Source organism: Fusicatenibacter faecihominis (assembly GCF_020686945.1).
GTDB lineage: Bacteria > Bacillota > Clostridia > Lachnospirales > Lachnospiraceae > Limivivens > Limivivens faecihominis.
Map to the genome: position 1 here is coordinate 18,202 of NZ_JAJEPR010000003.1, position 17,923 is coordinate 36,124.

At 49.6% G+C, this 17,923-nt stretch carries 15 protein-coding genes; 4 read left to right on the plus strand and 11 right to left on the minus strand.

Features of this window, described 5'->3' with window-relative positions:
- Positions 1–42 precede the first annotated feature (42 nt).
- Genes LKD71_RS02290 through dapF form a run of 3 tightly spaced genes read right to left on the minus strand, consistent with a single transcriptional unit; the run spans position 43 to position 3,872 of the window.
- Positions 43–2,175 (minus strand): beta-glucosidase family protein, encoded by a 2,133-nt coding sequence (locus LKD71_RS02290; RefSeq protein ID WP_331466359.1) that lies wholly within the window; start codon positions 2,173–2,175, stop codon positions 43–45.
- 14 nt (positions 2,176–2,189) lie between these two features.
- On the minus strand, positions 2,190–3,002 hold the full coding sequence (locus LKD71_RS02295) for an alpha/beta hydrolase (RefSeq protein WP_178046301.1): 813 nt from the start codon (positions 3,000–3,002) through the stop codon (positions 2,190–2,192).
- Positions 3,003–3,020: 18 nt separating this feature from the next.
- Complete coding sequence (gene dapF, locus LKD71_RS02300; protein ID WP_178046300.1) at positions 3,021–3,872, minus strand: diaminopimelate epimerase; 852 nt, start codon at positions 3,870–3,872, stop codon at positions 3,021–3,023.
- 143 nt (positions 3,873–4,015) lie between these two features.
- Between dapF and LKD71_RS02305 the strand changes: the two genes are divergently transcribed.
- Entirely contained in the window at positions 4,016–4,663 is a 648-nt protein-coding gene (locus LKD71_RS02305; RefSeq protein ID WP_227614186.1) for a lysozyme family protein, read from the plus strand.
- A gap of 123 nt (positions 4,664–4,786) precedes the next feature.
- Positions 4,787–5,725: a putative ABC transporter permease gene (locus tag LKD71_RS02310; RefSeq protein ID WP_178046298.1), complete on the plus strand. Its 939-nt coding sequence runs from the start codon at positions 4,787–4,789 to the stop codon at positions 5,723–5,725.
- On the opposite strand, the gene LKD71_RS02315 is transcribed toward LKD71_RS02310, so the two are convergent.
- The 5 genes from LKD71_RS02315 to LKD71_RS02335 all read right to left on the minus strand — a co-directional run bounded on the left by LKD71_RS02315 (position 5,722) and on the right by LKD71_RS02335 (position 10,878).
- On the minus strand, positions 5,722–6,429 hold the full coding sequence (locus LKD71_RS02315) for a polysaccharide deacetylase family protein (protein ID WP_178046297.1): 708 nt from the start codon (positions 6,427–6,429) through the stop codon (positions 5,722–5,724). The genes LKD71_RS02310 and LKD71_RS02315 overlap by 4 nt on opposite strands.
- A 130-nt stretch (positions 6,430–6,559) precedes the next feature.
- Positions 6,560–9,307, minus strand: coding sequence for a DUF5018 domain-containing protein (locus LKD71_RS02320; RefSeq protein WP_227614187.1), 2,748 nt, complete (start codon positions 9,305–9,307; stop codon positions 6,560–6,562).
- A 146-nt stretch (positions 9,308–9,453) separates the two neighbouring features.
- Positions 9,454–9,807, minus strand: a complete 354-nt coding sequence (locus LKD71_RS02325; protein WP_178046932.1) for an EamA family transporter — start codon at positions 9,805–9,807, stop codon at positions 9,454–9,456.
- Complete coding sequence (locus LKD71_RS02330; RefSeq protein ID WP_227614188.1) at positions 9,800–10,153, minus strand: EamA family transporter; 354 nt, start codon at positions 10,151–10,153, stop codon at positions 9,800–9,802. Before LKD71_RS02330 ends, LKD71_RS02325 begins: the two co-directional genes overlap by 8 nt.
- The gene (locus LKD71_RS02335) at positions 10,150–10,878 is read right to left on the minus strand and encodes a WbqC family protein (protein WP_178046930.1); all 729 of its coding nucleotides are present in this window, start codon (positions 10,876–10,878) and stop codon (positions 10,150–10,152) included. The genes LKD71_RS02330 and LKD71_RS02335 overlap by 4 nt, the downstream gene beginning before the upstream one ends.
- A gap of 155 nt (positions 10,879–11,033) precedes the next feature.
- Here LKD71_RS02335 and LKD71_RS02340 point away from each other — a divergent pair, with 155 nt between their 5' ends.
- Both LKD71_RS02340 and LKD71_RS02345 read left to right on the plus strand, forming a co-directional pair.
- The gene (locus tag LKD71_RS02340; RefSeq protein ID WP_178046929.1) at positions 11,034–12,218 is read left to right on the plus strand and encodes an ATP-grasp domain-containing protein; all 1,185 of its coding nucleotides are present in this window, start codon (positions 11,034–11,036) and stop codon (positions 12,216–12,218) included.
- Between the two features lie 39 nt (positions 12,219–12,257).
- Positions 12,258–13,199 carry a glycosyltransferase family 2 protein gene (locus tag LKD71_RS02345; protein ID WP_227614189.1) on the plus strand — a complete coding sequence of 314 codons (942 nt, stop codon included), beginning with the start codon at positions 12,258–12,260 and terminating at the stop codon, positions 13,197–13,199.
- 64 nt (positions 13,200–13,263) lie between these two features.
- Here the strand turns inward: LKD71_RS02345 and rpoD are convergent, their stop codons facing one another.
- The 3 genes from rpoD to LKD71_RS02360 form a co-directional block, all read right to left on the minus strand.
- Positions 13,264–14,397, minus strand: a complete 1,134-nt coding sequence (gene rpoD, locus LKD71_RS02350; protein ID WP_178047072.1) for an RNA polymerase sigma factor RpoD — start codon at positions 14,395–14,397, stop codon at positions 13,264–13,266.
- A 140-nt stretch (positions 14,398–14,537) separates the two neighbouring features.
- On the minus strand, positions 14,538–15,986 hold the full coding sequence (gene clpX, locus LKD71_RS02355) for an ATP-dependent Clp protease ATP-binding subunit ClpX (RefSeq protein WP_227614190.1): 1,449 nt from the start codon (positions 15,984–15,986) through the stop codon (positions 14,538–14,540).
- 365 nt (positions 15,987–16,351) lie between these two features.
- Entirely contained in the window at positions 16,352–17,845 is a 1,494-nt protein-coding gene (locus LKD71_RS02360; RefSeq protein ID WP_178047070.1) for a S1C family serine protease, read from the minus strand.
- Positions 17,846–17,923: the final 78 nt, after the last annotated feature.

Below are 17,923 nucleotides of genomic sequence, written 5' to 3' on the forward strand. Positions count from 1 at the left end.
AAAATGCTGCGGTTCGTCATTTTCTGACGCCGCAGCATTTTTTTACAGTTCCACTTCTGTTTCCATCCAAACCTCATGGGAGGACCGGCAGACACTGATGATATAGGCGCCCTTTTCCACCCGAAATTCTTTTTCCTTTTCATCATAGTAAGAAAAAGCTTCCATATCCAGCATAAATTCCAGATTTTTGATCTCGCCCGGTTTCAGCGAAATCTTGTCGAAAGCCTTCAGCTCCCGTATGGGCCGGTCTTCTCCCGAATTCTTTCTTCCCACATAAAGCTGTACGACTTCTTTTCCCTTCATGGCTCCCGTATTGACCACGCCTAACGTCACCTGGACCTTCGCGCCATTTCCGTTTCCTTTTACCCGGGCTTTCAGCCGCTCATAGGTAAATTCCGTGTAGGAAAGACCATAGCCGAACGGAAAAGCCACCGGCACTTGCCGGGTCTCATAATAGCGGTAGCCCACGAAAATTCCTTCTCTGTAGGCCACGGTCTTTCCGCCGGGAAATTCTCCGATGCAGTGGGCCGGGCAGTCCATATGAGAAAAAGGAAAGCTCTCAGGAAGCCGTCCCGAGGGGTTGACTTTACCGAAAAGGACTTCTGCCAGGGCTTTGCCGCCCTCCATACCGGCGTACCAGTTCCAGACCAGGGCTTTGGCTCTTGAAAGCCACGCCCCCATCTCCACCGGAGAACCGGCTGCCATAACCACAACCGTATCCGGCTTTGCCTTTAAAAGCTCAAGAATCAGCTGATCCTGAGCATAAGGCAGCTTCATATCTGGCCGGTCCCGACCCTCCAGATCCTGCTGATGGTTGAGACCGCCCACAAAAATAACCTGATCGTAAAGAGCAGCTTTCCGCAGGGCTTCCTCCCGAAGTTCTTTCTGCTTTTGCAGCAGCGCCCCGTCCGTATCTTTTTCCCCGGCAGTCTTTCCGCCGCCGTCTTTCAGGCTCTCCTCCTGCCAGCCGGCCTCCTTCGTCAGGAAATCATCCGCCAGATAACCCTGACAGAAATCCACCCGGGTATTGCCACCCAGCAGCATCTTGATCCCCAGAAGGGGCGTGATCTCGTAAAAAGCCTTGATCTCCGCGCTGCCGCCTCCGCCGGAATGTGCCCGGTTGGCATTGTCGCCGACGACCAGAAGCTTTCTGATCCGCTCCGGCTTCAGGGGCAAGATGTGGTTCTCATTTTTCAGAAGAACGATGGACTCCTCCGCCGCTTTGAGAAGAGTCTTCTGGTGCTCCGGCGTATTGTAGGAGCCGCTCTGCCGGTGCTCTCCCGGAAGCATATGGAGCCGATCCATGAGCTGGAGGATATTTTTCACCTTCTCATCAATGAGCCCCTCGGAAATCTCGCCTTTTTCCACCGCTTCTTTGAGAGGCCGCGCCAGACAGTAATTGTCAAAATCATAGGTGACGGACATCTCCAGATCCAGCGCGCTCTCCGCCGCTTTCTTCGTGTCGTGGACGGCTCCCCAGTCGGAGACCACCATTCCGTCGTAGCCCCATTCTTTCCGCAGGATATCCGTTAAAAGTTCTTTGCTTTCGCAGCAGTGCTCTCCTTTGTAACGGTTATAGGCTCCCATCAGAGACAAAGCACCGGCTTTTTTCACCGCCTTTTTGAAAGCCGGAAGGTAAATTTCCCGGAGGGCCTGATCGCTGACCTCCACCTCCACCCAGAGGCGATCCGTTTCCTGATTATTCAGGGCAAAATGCTTCACGCAGGCCGCCACATCCGCTTTCTGGATGCCTTCAATGAGAGGAACTGCCATCTCCCCGGCAAGATACGGATCTTCGCTCATATACTCGAAATTCCTGCCGCATAAGGAACTTCTCTTGATGTTGATGCCCGGAGCTAGGATCACGTCTTTTCCCCTGCCTCTGGCCTCCTCTCCCAGGACCTGGCCGCATTTTCCGGCAAGCTTCCGGTTCCAGGTGGAAGCCAGGGCGCTGTTGGACGGGAGATAGGAGACATAATCATCGGAATTTCCCACCGGAACCCAGCTGTCCCCCGGGAATTCGTTCCGCACACCCATGGGGCCGTCGGAAAGTTTTAAAGGCGGAATCCCCAACCGCTCCACGCCCTTTGTCTCAAAAAGGCCTTTTCCATGAATCATGCCAATTTTTTCGTCCAGAGTCAGTTCTTTTAACAGTCGTTCGATCTTTGATTCCATATCCATTCCCCGTATCAGAGATTTTTCAGCCAGGTCCTTGCATGGTCGATCCAGGTGGCACACTCGGGCTGGATGCCGAAACCATCTTTGGTAGCCGTGAGCTCATTGGCCAGACCCAGACCGTGGGGGCCATGGGGATAAATATGCATCTCCACAGAGATTCCCTGGTTGTGGAGAGCCTGATAAAAGAGCAGGGAATTTTCCACAGGTACGCAGTCATCCTCCGTGGTATGCCACAGGAAAGCGGGCGGCGTGTCCGCATCTACCTGATTTTCCAGGGACATTTCGTCCACCAGCTCGTCATAGCGGTCGCCCAGGAGATTTTCAAAGGAGCCTCTGTGAGCCTTCGGTCCGGAGGTGATAACCGGATAGCTCAGGATCATGCCGTTGGGCTTCAGCATCTCCGGCGTCGTATGCAGCATTTCTGCCAGGAAGGTTTTTTTCTTCCAGAAAACACCGTAGGAGGCTGCCAGATGGCCGCCTGCAGATGCGCCCTGAACCACCATCCTGTCCGCATCAATGTGGAACTCCTCCGCATGCTCTCTTAAATATTTGAAGCCTGCTGCCACCTGAAGAAGGGCGGTCGGATAACGGGCCGGAGCCACACTGTAGCGGAGAACTGCCGCATGAAAACCGGCTGCCACAAACTGCAGAGCGATTGCCTCCGCCTCACGGTCAGAAGTCATGCCGTAGCCGCCGCCCGGGCAGATAAAGATCAGCGGCCGTTTGTCGATGCCGATCTCCAGAGATTTCTCCAGAAGATAGAGATACAGCTTCGCAGGCTCTTCATAGGTTTCTGCTTTAATATTCATTACCTGATAGATCATAGTTTTCCTCTCCTTTTCTTATGCGATTGCCTCCGGCAGCTCGATCTCTCCGTCAAAAACGGTGGTCGCCGGTCCGGTCATATAGACCAGGTTCTCTTTTCTGTCCCAGAAGATCTTCAGATCTCCCCCCAGAAGTTTCACAGTCACTTCCTCCTCCGTAAAGCCATTTAAAATAGAAGCAACTGCCACAGCGCAGGCTCCTGTTCCGCAGGCCATGGTCTCCCCGGAGCCTCTCTCCCAGACGCGCATTTCCACGGTGTTCCGGTTCAGCACATGGACAAATTCTGTATTAATCCGGTCCGGGAAGCGTTTGTGATTTTCAAAGGAGGGGCCGATTTTCTCAAGCTCCAGCTCCTCCGGGGAATAATCGAGAAAAATCACCGCATGGGGATTTCCCATGGAAACGCCGGTGATATAGTACTCTTTTCCCTCAACCTCAAGGGATTCATCGATGACCTGTTCCTTCTCGGAAACAATGGGGATCTTCACCGCCTCAAGAATGGGCGCTCCCATGTTTACCCGAACTTCAGAAACCTTTCCGTCTTTCAGAGTCAGATGAAGATACTTGATACCTGCCTTCGTCTCCACTGCGATATCCGTCTTGTCCACAATGCCGTAATCATAGGCGTATTTTGCCACACAACGGATGCCATTTCCGCACATAGCTCCCTGAGAACCGTCCAGGTTATACATATCCATCGTGCAGTCTGCCTTCTCTGAGGGACGGATCAGGATCAGGCCGTCCGAACCGATCCCAAAATGCCGGTCGCTGACGAAACGGGCCACAGCCGCCGGATCCTTTACCTCTTCTTTAAAACAGTTGACATACACATAATCGTTGCCGATTCCCTGCATTTTTGTAAATTTCATCTTCTGCCTCCTATATCAGCCGTCCCTCCGGCTATTCTTACGCTTTTTCATTTTATCACGACTGTTTTTATTTGGGAATCCCGATTTGACATTTATCTGTTCTCTGCTATACTGAGGGGGACTCTTACGAAATGAGGATTCTTATGGAAAATAAAACGAAAACAAAGCGACCGCCCCGAAAAAGGCGCTCTTTAAGCGTAGCGGAGCGAAAAAAACAGCTCCATCTTCGCATTGGTCTTTCCCTGGCGGGAATTTTTCTTGTATTCTTCCTCTTTCTGGCGCCTTTCGGGCCCCATCTACTCTTCGGAAAAGGACGGGCGGTAAATCTCTCCGACTCGGTCCTTCAATATCAGGCCCTGGTGGATCAGTACTGTGAGGAATACTCCATCCCGGCTTTCTCCCAGGTCGTGCTGGCCATCATGCAGCAGGAAAGCGCCGGTTCTGTGGCCGACGTCATGCAGGCCTCAGAAAGCCCTTTCAACACCTGGTATGCCAACACACCGAACAGCATCCTGGATCCAGATTATTCCATCCGGGTGGGCGTGGAGACCTTCGCCTACTGCCTGAACGAGGCCGGCTGCACTTCCCCCAGGCAAAAGTCCAGGCTAAAACTCGCCTTACAAACCTACAATTATGGAAATTCCTACGCTTCCTGGGCTCTCACCAATTACGGCGGTTATTCCCAGGACAATGCGCTGGAATTTGCCGAAAATATGAAGGGAAAGCTTGGCTGGAGCCAGTACGGCGACCCGGAATATGTCTCCCATGTGCTCCGATATTACCGCTCGTAACTGTTCAGTATCTTCACAGTTACTATCGCCCTTAATATAAAAAAGAAGTGGAATTTTTCTCATTTATCCACTACAATAGGAATTAACTTCAACCTGCAAATTTTTTAAAAAAGGAGTAAGTCTATGAGCTATGAAACCTATACCACCGTGGACTGGCTGATGTTCTTCTACATCTACTGCTTCCTCGGCTGGTGCTTTGAATCCACCTATGTTTCCATTCAGCACAAGAAATGGATCAACCGTGGCTTTATGCGCGGACCGTTTCTTCCCCTCTACGGTTCCGGAGCCGTCATTATGCTGTTTGTGACCATTCCGGTCCGGGACAATGTTTTCCTTACCTTCCTCTTCGGCGCAGTAGGAGCTACGATCCTCGAATACTTCACCGGAGCCGCGATGGAGGCCCTCTTCAAGGTCCGTTACTGGGATTACAGCAACAATCGCTTCAACCTGAACGGCCACATCTGTCTGGGCACCACCATCGCCTGGGGCTTTCTGACTCTCGCCATGGTTCATATTCTGCAGACGCCTGTGGAGGCCGTAGTAAATGCCATTCCGCCCAGGCCCGAAGGAATCATCGCCCTGGTGGTGACGATCTATATCGCCGCTGATTTCTCCCTTTCCTTCAAGGCAGCCCTCGATATCAAGGATCTCCTTGCAAAGATGACCGCCGCCAAGGAAGAAATGGATAAAGTCCAGACCCGTCTGGATGCCATTATCGCCTTCACCGGCCAGACCGCTGCTTTCAAAACCCTTTCCAATTCCAAGGACCGTCTCTCCGGCACCCTCCAGTCTGTCAAAGCCAAACTGGATTTCCTGCAGAAGCATGAGCACAGCGAGGAGCGCCGTTCCGGCAAACAGCTGACTGCCTTCCGTGAGGAACTGGAGCAGTTGAAAACCAAGTACATTGTGGACAACGAGTACCGCAAGGCTCTGTCCAATCGTCTCGGTTTCTTCCGCAAGGAGCTCTTAAAAGCGCATCCGACCATCGCTTCTCCGAAGTTCGAGTCCGCTCTTGCAGAGTTAAAAGAGATCGTTTCCGAGAAATCTCACAAAGAAGATTAAAAAAGATGCCCGACAGGCACCGCTTCATATCCCATGGCTCCAAGCTCCGGAAGCAGTTTTTCCAGGGTGGGAGCCATATTTTTTGCCCCGGTGTGGAAAAGAAGCAGGGCTCCCGGACGAAGTCTCTCGCTCTCTGTCACGGTCTTAAAAATGGCGTCGCTCCCGTAATCCTTCCAGTCTTCTGAGTCCACAGACCAGCCCACCGGCTGGAGACCTGCCCCCTGAACCGCCTGCAAAAGTCCTGTCCCATAGCGTTTTTCCCGCTCCTGAAAGAGCGTAAGTTCTCTCCCTGTGATATTCCGAAGCCGTTCTCCCGCCTGTTCCAGAAGAGAGCGCACTTCTCTCACACTCAGGCGATCCCATCGTTTGCCCTCCTGGCTTAAAAGTCCCAGCTCATGCCCTTCCTGTATGATTTTCGTCACCAGTTCCGGCCAGGATTCTCCCCAGCTTTCCGTCACAAAAAAGGTAGCTTTTTTTCCATTTTCCCGGAGGATTTTTAAAACGTTTTCCGTCTCCTCCCCATTTCCTGTCACCTGAAAAATAAGGCCCACTTTTGCCTCCGCCGTATCCACCTCATTCACCGGCCTGGCGCTGATTCCTCCTGCCACTTCCAGACTGCCTTGACGGAAATTCCAGATTCCCGCCGCTGTCAGAAGCAGGCAGAGCATCAATACACCCGCTCCCCGGAACTTTCTCACATCCATCCTGATACGCTCCCCCACTGATTCTTCTGTTTCTATCTTATGAAAAAGGACGCCAGATATGCGTTCCTGTACAAGAAAGGAGCCGGACACCCTTTTTCAAGATGTCCGGCTCCTGCCGTTTCATTTCTTATTACTTTTTACTTTTCTTGCGGACAACACCCAGAATCACGAGCAGAGCTGCTGCAATCACCAGAACTACAACCAGTGCTACAATCGGAGTGTTATCTCCGGTCTTTACACCGCCGCCGATGACTTCATCCGGATTCTTGGTATTTCCTGTACCGTTTCCGTTCTCATCAGTAAACTGGCCTTTACCTGCGATGGTGAAATCCTGTGTGCTGACGGAGGTTTCTCCGGTATCTACCCACTGGCTGCCATCATACATCTGTTTCATGAATGTAACTTTCAGAGTGTAGTTTCCGGCTTTCGTGATACGGAAGCTTGCGGTATAACCGTTGCTGCCCCACTTATAATCGTTGACCAGATTCCAGGTGGAAGTCGGTACATAGCGAACGTCTCCGCTGATCGGATCTTCATTGTCCGTTCCATCTCCGATTGCCTCAAAGGTGATGACGGAATTTACCGGGTATTTCGCCGGATTAGTGAAGCCCCAGATATAGTTGTTGGAAGCGTTGCCGATGATGTTCAGACGCTGGATCTCTCTGCTCTCTGTCGTTCCGCAGCGCTTGCAGGTACGCTCCTGTTTGCCTTTGCTGGTAGTCGTAGGCTTAACCGTGGTCTTCCATCCATCTGCATCGGTATTCTCATCTTTGATCCAGTCATGGCCAAGAGCTTCAAGGGTCTTTTTATCTTTGATCTCGCCGCATCTCGTACACTTCTTGTATTCCTCTCCTGCCTCGGTGCAGGTCGGCTCTTTGGTGATGGTCTCCCAGTTATGGCCAAGAGCCTTCGTCTCTCTGGTATTTACTACCACACCGCAAACGGTACATTTCTGAACCTGAGTACCTTTCTCGGTACAGGTTGCTTTCTTTGTCGTTACCCATTTCTCGCTGGCTGTATGCCCTTTTGCAGAAATGGCCTGCGTCTCGGTAGCTCCGCAGACGCTGCAGGTACGGGTTTCCTCGCCTGCCTCGGTGCAGGTTGCCTCTTTGGAAACAGTCCACTCACCAAAGCTGTGAGCTGCTTTTGTGACTGTCACCTGATAGGTTTTCACGGTAACGCCGTCCTCTGCGGTAACAGTGAGAGTCTTCGCTGCTCCGTCGGAGAAATCAAGGACAGTTTCAGAAGCGGGGCTTACCGTTGCTTTGTCACTGACGGTAATCACCGGCGTGATTCCTGCCGGATCAAGAGCGGAATTACACGGCAGAGTAATATGAATCTCGCCGTTTTCCGGTGCTGCAGTGATATCGCCTACGGTGAAACTTACAAGCTCTGCGGCACTGCTTCTTGCGGAAGTATAGGTAACTGCTGCAGAGGTCAGTCCGTCAAGGCTTACCTGAAGACTAAAGCTTCCTGCCTCTTTCACTCGCAGGAACTGGCTTCCGTCCTCTGCAGTAACAATCTCTGCAAGGTTTGTATCAGATACGGTATAAATTGCTTTCACACCCTGAGGAATCTGCTCTGCGGAGACAAGAGAGCCGTCTGCTGCAGTCAGAGTATAACCCAGCGGGTAATCGCTTCCCACTGCCAGGCTTCCTTCACCGGAACCCGGAGTGTTGATGGCAAGGTTCATTCCGTCATACCAGTGTGTTTCCGGATTCTCCGGCTCGGGCTGCGAAACGATGGGCTGCTGATTATTCTCATCTGCAGGCTGAATGGACGGAGCGTCAGTCTCGGTATCTGTCGGGTCTGCCGGAACGGTCTCACCCTGTTCATAAGCCTGGAGCTCAGTTCCGTTGGCAAGCATAACATTTACCTGGAAAGCTACGGTTCCTTCTGCTTCTACAGTGAAGTTTCCGCTCTTATCCGGCATATCTACCAGATCGCTGCCCTCCTCTACACTGTAGCTGACGCTGGCCTCTCCGGCTGCTGCCAGCTCCTCATTGGAGATCTCATACTGAAGCTGATAAGCTTTGCCGACTTCCATTTTTTCCGGAAGTAGCAGCCGGATCACCGGTGCATCAATCAGAGAGTTCTGATCGTCGGTTTCGCTGACCGGCTCATCCTCAGCCGGAGCTTCTGCGGAGCTTTCGCTCTCAGTGGGAGCTTCTGTCCAGGCTTCCGTCTCGACAGGAGCTTCCGTCCAGGTCTCGGTCTGTGCTTCCGTCTGAGATTCTGTCTCAGTCGGTGCCTCGGTCCAGGCTTCGGTCTCTGCCGGAGCTTCGGTTACGGACTCGGTCGGAGCCTCAGTTTGTGCTTCGGTATAGGCTTCTGTTTCCGCCGGAGCTTCCGTCTGGGTCTCAGTTATCGATTCGGTGACTGCTTCGGTCGGAGCCTCAGTCTGCATTTCCGTCTCTGTCTCGTCTTCCTTCGGTTCAATCGTCAGATCCACTTTCGGAAGTCCGTTCTCCGAATCCGTTTCCGGAGCGACATATTCATAAGCATCAGAAAGCTTTAAGGTGAAGATGTATTCACCTGCTGCGGTAAATTCCGGATCATATTTCACCGGTTCCACATTGGTATCTTCTTTGCCATCCTCGGCTTTCACCGGACGGATGGTCCATTCGAGATCTGTCAGCTCATATTCGGTGCCTTCTGCATCGTAAGCTTTGATCTTCTCCGGAAGACCCAGGTCCTTCAACTCGGTACCCTGTTCAAAATGGTCTTTCTCCGGTTTTTCCAGTTTTTCAAAAGATGTAAGAACGATCTTACCTGCGCCGTCCTCTGCCGCAAAAGCTGTGGCTGACGGAGCCATGGTCATAAGAAGTACCAATGACATCAGCATGGAGAGATACTTCATCCAGTTCTTCATTCTCATAAAAATCCTCCTCCCATAGGTTCTGTTGAAACTTAACGGCCGCGCGGGATGTACGACCTTTTTCTGACAACATTATACCATGGAGAATTGCAGGTTACCACTTAATTTTTTCTTATGAAAAACTGCTGCTGATGCATGTATTTTCTTCAAAATTTTAGAGAATATATGAAGATTCCCAGAAGAATGACGGCAATTCCGGCTGCCTTTTTGCGGGTAAACCGTTCCTTTAACAGAAAATATCCCATCAAAGAAACATAGATATAGCTGGTAGACTCCAGAATCGGCTGCATGGAAAGTGGCACGGTACGCAGGGCCAGCATAGTCAGCACTGTGGATAATAAAAAAATGCTGTATGCCGTAATCACCCATGGATTCAAATATTCTTTCAGTCTGTTGGGGTAATGTTTCTGAGCTGCTTTTTTCAGAAGAATCTGGGACACGGCGGAAATAAATACCGAAAAAAGCAGGAGCAGAACGGAAAAAGTCATGGAATCATTCATCGCTGGTCACCACCAGATAAATACCGAAGAATATGACCACCGCCCCAAGAATCATATTCCAGGTGATTTTTTCCTGAAAAAAGAGTGCTCCCCAGATCATGCCCCAGACCAGGGAGACTCCTTTATTTGCGTAAGCAAAGGTAAGTGGCAGATAATGCAGAATCTGCTGCCAGACAAAGGCATAGCCCACCATAATCAGAAGAACCAACCCATAATAAAAGCAAAATGGCAGAGAAAGAGATGGCTGTTTTGCAGCCATTTTGGAAGCCACGCCACTTAAAGAGGAAAAAAGCAGAGAAAGCTGCAGTGCCAGAAAAACTTTTCCCTTTACAGCAGGTCGTTTCATTTAAAAAGATCACCTCCGGGATGAATAGAATCCGGGAAGCTCTTCATATAGCGGTGAGCATCTGGTCCTGTGTGGAAGATCAGGTCCAGCACAGAAACTCCGTGTTCAAAAGCACCGAAAGACTGCGGATATTCCGGATAACCGCTGTAATCCATATAAGCCAGTTTTACATTGGCATCGATAAAACACTGATCCACAATATAATCTTTCGCTGCCGGACCGGAAAGATAAGCATCTCCACCGGCGGAAAGACACAGGTTCACCAGGCGTTCTGTTTTTCCTTCACTTAAGGTATAATCGGAAGACCAGGTGATTTTTGTATGAATGCCAAGGATATCGCACAGTTCCGTGAGAAAACGGTAATTGATCCGGCTTAAATAAGTTTCTTTTTCACAAGCTTCATAGACACTGCGAATACGGTCTTCATATTCCTTAAAAAACGGAGCTTTGCAGTAATTCAAAGAAATGGCTCTCCAATGATCATGACACCAGTCATGATCCAGGACCTCCGTCTCGTTGATTTTCTGATAAAACTTACCTTTGTTAATCACCGGAATAGAAAGCCACTGGAGACCTGATGGAGTTTTGATTTTGTTGCGGTTACGCCAGTCACGGCGGGTGTACTGCATGTCGTCATATAAAATAAATTCATCCACCAGATTGATCAGGTCAAAATATCCTTTCCAGGGAATGTAATTGGACTGCAGAATTGCAATTTTTTTCATAAGTAATTCCTTTCTTATCATAAATCAATGATTTTCTTTTGCTATCATATCACAGACGATGCAAAAAGAAAACATTGAGATTTTAATTTGAGGATGCTATAATGGGCATGTAATAATGGCAGGTAATTTTTCCTGCTTTGCATGGAGTGTGTATAATGAAAAAATTAATGATTTTAGGGGCAGCAGCGTCTCAGGTGCCGCTGATTTCAGCAGCAAAGCGCCTGGGATATGAGACCATCGTGACCAGCATTCCCGGAGATTATCCGGGATTTACTTATGCAGATGTATGCTGTTACGCGGATATTTCCAAGCCGGAAGAGGTCCTTGCAAAGGCAAAAGAGCTGAACATCGATGGAATTACCACCTGCGGAATGGATACCGGCATCCGTGCCATTGGCAGAGTCTGCGATGAACTGGGCCTGTGGGGCATTTCCTATAAAACAGCCTGTACTCTGTCCGATAAATATTTAAGCAAACTCGCTTTTGAAAAAGCAGGAGTCCCCTGTGCAAAAGCATTTCAGATACGGACCGAAGAAGAACTGTCAGAGGCACTTGAGAAACTTCCATTACCGGTAGTAGTCAAAGCAGTGGATCTTATGGGAAGCAGAGGGATTTACCAGTGCAATACCAGAGAAGAATCCTTTGCTGCGTTTTCAAACGCTATGAAAAGTACCTCCAGGGATTACTGCCTGGTGGAGGAATTTTTAGAGGGAGTAATCTTTGGTGCAGAAGGACTTTTTGCAGATGGTAAGCTGGTGTTCTGTTTTCCTGTCGGAACAGATTTGTACTATCAGAGCACAATTCCAACTTGCATTGGACATTTTGCGCCATTTACAATAGACATACAAAAAGAAGCAGAACAGATAATAACCGCTGCGCTGACCGAAGCTGGTGCCAGAAATACTCCTTTTAACTGCGATCTGATCTTAAAAGACGGGAAAGTCTATTTAATTGAGATCAACGGTCGTGCAGGCGCCACCGGACTTTCCGACATGGTCGGTATCTATTATGACCTGAATTATTATGAGATTTTATGCCGTCAGGCAATGGGTGAAACGACGGCCAGTGCTTTTCAGCTGAAAAACAGTAAAGGCCAGCCCAGTGTTTCCAGAATGCTTACAGCCCCCAAAACCGGGATTCTGGAAAAAATTGAACTGCCAGAAGAAGCGGAGGATCCGGATATTTCCATAACTTTAAACGTCCAGCCTTCTGATCCTGTGCGGACTTACCAGAATGGCCGGGACCTGTTGGGGCTGGTGATTGTAAAAGGCGATTCTGTAGAGGTTTGCAAGGAAAAAACGAATCGGATTCTCTCAGGAATCCAGTATGAGATCCGATGATTTGTACAAAAGGAAAAGGGATAGAAACGAGGAAACAACATGTTGGTATCAATCGTAATACCGTGTTACAACAGTGAACACAGCATAAAAAAAACTATAGAACTTACGGCAGAAGAATTTAAAAAACTTCCAGGATATGACTGCGAATTTGTGCTGGTCAATGATTACTCCAAAGACGGCACCTTTGCATCCATCAAAGAACTCTGCGACAAATATTCTTTTGTGAAGGGAATCAATTTAAGCCGGAATTTCGGGCAGCATAATGCCATCATGGCAGGCCTGAATTACGCAGAGGGCGACTATATTATTGGAATGGATGACGATTTGCAGACACATCCGTCACAGATTCCAAAACTGATCGGAAAGATTGAAGAAGGCTATGATGTGGTATTTGGCCATTTCACGAAAACAAAATTCGGTTTTTTCAAAAAACTGACCAGCAAGATAGCAAGTTTTCTGACCTGGCACATGATCAAACGCCCCAAAGGCATCCAGGCCAGCAATTTCTGGATCTGCCGGAAATTTGTGCGAGATGAGATTGTCCAGTATAAAAATTACAATTTGTATTTACAGGTATTGTTTTACCGGACCACCAGCAATATCGCCAATGTAGAAATCGAGCATTTCGCCAGAGAAGAGGGAAAATCCAACTATACCTTCAAAAAGCTTTTAACACTGTGGCTCGCCTGTTTGAACTACACTGTAGTGCCGTTAAGACTTTCCACTTTCCTTGGAGGCATCTGTGCGGCAGGCGGAGTAATCGGAGCAGTGATCGTCTTTATACGGAAACTGCTGAGTCCGGGTATTCCTGTTGGCTGGGCTTCTCTGATGTGTGTACTGTTTCTGTTTTTCGGCGTCACCTTCCTGATGCTGGGAATTATGGGCGAATACATTGGAAAAGCCATTTTGAACCTGAACAGCACACCTCAGTTTATTATCCGTGAAAAAGTCAACATTCCGGAAAAAACAGAAAAAGAATAACCCTTAAAAACTGAAAGACCGCAGCGCCTGCATTTTTTCTGCAGACCTGCGGTCTTCTTATTTTTTAAATCAGAAAGTCTTTCAGTCTCTTGCTTCTGGAGGGATGTCTCAGTTTCCGGAGGGCCTTCGCCTCAATCTGACGGATACGCTCACGGGTAACATTGAACTCCCGTCCAACCTCTTCCAGGGTGCGTGCTCTGCCGTCTCTTAAACCGAAACGCAGCTCCACCACCTGACGCTCTCTGTCAGTCAGGGACTCAAGAGCGGTATTGAGTTCCTCTCTCAGCATGGAGAAAGCGGCGGAATCGGCCGGAGACAGGGCGGAATCATCTTCGATGAAATCGCCTAAGTGGCTGTCGTCCTCCTCACCGATGGGGGTATCCAGAGATACCGGATCGCGGGAGATCTTCAGCACTTCTCTTACGCGGCTCACAGGAACATTCAGACGGTCTGCTACCTCTTCCGGGGTAGGTTCGCGTCCCAGCTCCTGCAGAAGGGTTCTGGTCATACGAAGGGTCTTGTTGATGGTCTCCACCATATGTACCGGTACACGGATAGTTCTTCCGGTATCTGCGATTCCTCTGGTGATGGCCTGACGAATCCACCAGGTCGCATAGGTACTGAATTTATAACCCTTAGAGTAGTCGAACTTGTCCACAGCCTTCATAAGGCCCATGTTTCCCTCCTGAATCAGATCCAGGAAAGGCATACCGCGGCCCACATATTTCTTTGCAATGCTGACTACCAGTCGAAGGTTTGCCTCGGTCAGCTTTTTCTTCGCTGCCTCGTCTCCCTCTTCCACTCTTTTTGCCAGCTCGATCTCCTCCTCGGTACTCAGAAGCGGTACGTTACCGATCTCCTTTAAGTACATGCGGACGGGATCCTCGGTGCTGACACCTTCCAGCACATCCACATCGTCGATGATCTCCACCTCATCCTCTTCACTGAGAATGATATCGTCGTCATCGCCCAGGAGCAGATCATCTTCCTTTCCGCTGTCCTCGATGCCGGAATTTACCACATCAATGTTGGACTTCTCCAGGTATTCCAGGATCTGGTCCATTTTATCTTCAGTCAGTTCAAAGCCCCGGAACGCATCGTTGATCTCGTTGTACTCCAGGACATTTTTCTTGGTCTTCGCCAGTTCTACCAGTCCGTTCAGGGCCTTGATAAACTGTTCGTGCTGCATTCCATCCATAATTATTCTCCTCACCATAATCTCGTTGATAACATACCATCTTCGGCGTTTTCTGTCAACTTTCGCGCATAGTTCCGGAAGAAGTCCGGCTTTTCTGCTCTTTTGTATTTGGCAGCTTTTTTCCGCGCGGTCTTAAGTCGTCAGAACTGGCTCTCCAGAGCCGGAACGCCCCGCATGGTAATCACCGGGCCGCCTTTGTGCTCGATGTAATCGCTGGTAATGGTTACTTTGCCGATATTGTCATCCTTCGGTATCTCATACATGATATCCAGCATGAAATCCTCGATGATAGCACGCAGTGCCCGGGCTCCCGTCTTTTTCTCCATCGCCTTCCTTGCGATCGTATGGAGCGCCTCCTCATCGAAATCAAGCTGTACCTCATCCAGAGCCAGAAGCTTCTGATACTGCTTCAGGATGGCATTTTTCGGCTCCCTCAGGATCTTGACCAGCATTTCCTCGTCAAGTCCCCGGAGGGTAAATATGATCGGAAGTCGTCCGATAAATTCCGGGATCATACCGAAATTCCGGATATCGTCCAGAGTCACCTTCTCCAGAAGATTGGGATCCGCATCATATTTGTCCTTCAGATCTGCCTGGAAACCGATGGAAGCCTGCTTGTTCAGCCGCTCCTTGATGATATCCTCGAGGCCAGGGAAAGCACCTCCGCAGATGAAAAGGATGTTCTTTGTATTCATAGTCGTCAGAGGTACCATGGCGTTTTTACTGTTTGCTCCCACGGGGACTTCTACTTCGCTGCCCTCGAGAAGCTTCAGCAGGCCCTGCTGTACGGATTCGCCGCTGACATCTCTCTGACTGGTGTTTTTCTTCTTCGCGATCTTGTCGATCTCGTCAATAAATACGATGCCCTTCTCTGCTTTCTCCACATCGTTGTCCGCTGCGGCGAGAAGCTTGGAGAGCACGCTCTCAATATCATCGCCGATATAGCCCGCCTCGGTAAGGGAGGTGGCGTCGGCGATGGCCAGGGGCACATCGAGAAGCCGGGCAAGGGTCTTTACCAGATAAGTCTTGCCGGAACCGGTGGGCCCGATCATGAGCATGTTGGATTTTTCAATCTCGATATCATCCATCGTGTTGGTCTCCACCCGTTTGTAGTGGTTGTAGACCGCCACGGAAATGACCTTCTTGGCATATTCCTGGCCGATCACATAATCGTCCAGCTGTGCCTTGATCTTATGGGGTGCCGGAATGGACTTCACATCGAAGGCCTTCTTCGGTCCCTCCTCTTTCTTTTTCTTCTTGATCTTCTGCCGCTCGGGAATCTGCTGATTCATCAGATCAGACAGATTAATCATGCTGATATTCGGCATATTGGAGGTCATATTCTTGAGATCCTCCGGCCGGATATTCATCATCATATCACCGTAGGGGAAGGCACCGTTGTTCATGGTGTCAAAGGCTTTCTGCATGCAGTCGGAGCAGACACAGATATTCTGCGGAAGATGAACCATCTTTCCCGCCTTGCTCTCCGGCCGGTGACAGATAAAGCACACATCCTCATGAGTATCCTGATTCTCTGTGCTTTCGGTCTTTTCTCTATCGTCAACAATGATTTCTTTATCGTCTGACATTCAATTCTCCTTTTTTGTGACAGCCGTCCTAGCACAGACGACTGCAAAAATCTGCATATGTTCTAATTATATCCCAGAATCCGTCAACACACAAGTGAAGATTTTGTAAACATGCAAAAAAGAGGCAGGAGCCTTTTTTGCCCCCGTCTCTTTCTTGTCGCATTAATCCTCAGCCCCGTGCATTACATGCACTCTCGCTGCTTACGCAGCTTCTGTCTGAGGCTTATGGATCTACATTCCATTTCGATCCGCGCCAAACGAGTCCCACTGGGACTCAGCGCCGTTCCGCCCATACCAGAAGGAAAATTCAGCCTATTGCAAATAAATTTGCACAGTCTTCATTTTCCTTCTGTTAATGCTCTAAACTATTTTCTAAAATACTCCGGGAAAATCTGGCTGAAGGGATCCTGCTCGGTGTCGCTGCCGTTATCGCTGCCGCCGTTCTGATCATTTCCGCCCTGGTCGTTCTGACCGTTTCCGTTCTGGCCATTGCTTCCCTGTGTGCTCTGACTGCTGGAAGAAGTCTTCGCAGATTCCGGTTTCTCATCAAGGGTCAGGGTAATCTCCTGCTCTTTGTACTCGCCGCCCTCTGCTCTCTCGATGGTGACTGTCATCTCATCGCCTGCTGCATAATACTGCATCCGGTCGTAAAGATCCTCTGCGGAGGAGATAATCACGCCGTCCATCTTTGTGATGATATCGCCTCTCTTTAAACCTGCCTTCTCAGCTGCGGAATCATTGGTTACTTCATATACAAAAGCACCTGACGGCATGTTGTAGATCTGTTTTGCTTCGCTGGTGATATCTACCGGTTTGATGCCCATGAAACCACGTTTGTCTTCGTCAACGATGTCACGGCTCTGGATAGCTTCCAGTTCACTGAAGATCGGCATTGCGGTATCGATCGGGATTGCATAGCCCATACCCTCAACGCCTGTAGCGGATGCTTTTACGGAGTTGATACCGACCAGCTGGCCTTTCATATTCAAAAGAGCGCCGCCGCTGTTGCCCGGGTTGATGGAGGCATCTGTCTGAATCATATTGTTAGTAACGGTATTTCCGTCGTCGGTCTCTACTGTAACCTCACGGTCCAGAGCGCTGACGATACCGGAAGTAACGGACTGGCCATAACCAAGGGCGTTACCGATGGCAACTACCTGCTCGCCGAGAGCCAGGTTATCGGAACTGCCGACCTCCATGACTTTGATCTTGCTCTTCACATCATCGGAAATATCGGAAAGTTTCACGGTAACGATGGCCAGATCATGGTTCGGATCGGTACCTTTTACATCGGCAGATACAACCAGGTCGTCGCTGTCCTCTGCGTCAACGGAGAAGCATACGGACAGGGTCTGTGCTCCGGAAACTACATGGTTATTCGTAGCAATGAGAAGCTCATCATCGTTCTTACCGATGATCACACCGGAACCGGTACTCTCTGTCTCCTGCTGGTAAGTCTGTCCGTAGAAGTAACTCTGTACCTCCTGAACTCCTTTGTTGGTGATGGCTACCATGGACGGCATGGCATTTGCTACAATCTCCTTTACACTGTAGGTGCTGCCATCATCCGTACTGGTGCTGGCTGCCTCTGTGGAAGTCTCCGTCTCGCTCTCGGTCTCAGAAGCCTGGGCTACGGTACCGGACTGGCTGCTCATGTATCTGCCGGCTCCAAAAGAACCGCCTACCATTACAACTGCAAGTGCAATGGCTGCTGCACGTTTCATCATTTTTCTGAGATCCTTGTCATGTTTCGGGCTGTTGCCAGAAGCATTGCTCTCGCTGTTAATATAATCGTAATGGTATACGGAATCATTCTCCTCAAAGTTCTCATTCTGGTTATTTCTGAATTCTAACATCATCAATTCCTCCTCTGTTTTCATTTATCTGAATTTTTGTTATTGTTTAAATCTTTTATAGCTCTTTCTCATTTGCTATGA

Coding starts and splice junctions, on each gene's coding strand:
- LKD71_RS02335 (WP_178046930.1), bottom strand. CDS start 10,878: ATGAAAAAAATTGCAATTCTGCAGTCCAATTACATTCCCTGGAAAGGA.
- LKD71_RS02330 (WP_227614188.1), bottom strand. CDS start 10,153: ATGAAACGACCTGCTGTAAAGGGAAAAGTTTTTCTGGCACTGCAGCTT.
- LKD71_RS02295 (WP_178046301.1), bottom strand. CDS start 3,002: ATGATCTATCAGGTAATGAATATTAAAGCAGAAACCTATGAAGAGCCT.
- LKD71_RS02320 (WP_227614187.1), bottom strand. CDS start 9,307: ATGAGAATGAAGAACTGGATGAAGTATCTCTCCATGCTGATGTCATTG.
- dapF (WP_178046300.1), bottom strand. CDS start 3,872: ATGAAATTTACAAAAATGCAGGGAATCGGCAACGATTATGTGTATGTC.
- LKD71_RS02305 (WP_227614186.1), top strand. CDS start 4,016: ATGGAAAATAAAACGAAAACAAAGCGACCGCCCCGAAAAAGGCGCTCT.
- LKD71_RS02315 (WP_178046297.1), bottom strand. CDS start 6,429: ATGGATGTGAGAAAGTTCCGGGGAGCGGGTGTATTGATGCTCTGCCTG.
- LKD71_RS02325 (WP_178046932.1), bottom strand. CDS start 9,807: ATGAATGATTCCATGACTTTTTCCGTTCTGCTCCTGCTTTTTTCGGTA.
- LKD71_RS02290 (WP_331466359.1), bottom strand. CDS start 2,175: ATGGAATCAAAGATCGAACGACTGTTAAAAGAACTGACTCTGGACGAA.
- LKD71_RS02360 (WP_178047070.1), bottom strand. CDS start 17,845: ATGATGTTAGAATTCAGAAATAACCAGAATGAGAACTTTGAGGAGAAT.
- LKD71_RS02340 (WP_178046929.1), top strand. CDS start 11,034: ATGAAAAAATTAATGATTTTAGGGGCAGCAGCGTCTCAGGTGCCGCTG.
- LKD71_RS02310 (WP_178046298.1), top strand. CDS start 4,787: ATGAGCTATGAAACCTATACCACCGTGGACTGGCTGATGTTCTTCTAC.
- LKD71_RS02345 (WP_227614189.1), top strand. CDS start 12,258: ATGTTGGTATCAATCGTAATACCGTGTTACAACAGTGAACACAGCATA.
- rpoD (WP_178047072.1), bottom strand. CDS start 14,397: ATGGATGGAATGCAGCACGAACAGTTTATCAAGGCCCTGAACGGACTG.
- clpX (WP_227614190.1), bottom strand. CDS start 15,986: ATGTCAGACGATAAAGAAATCATTGTTGACGATAGAGAAAAGACCGAA.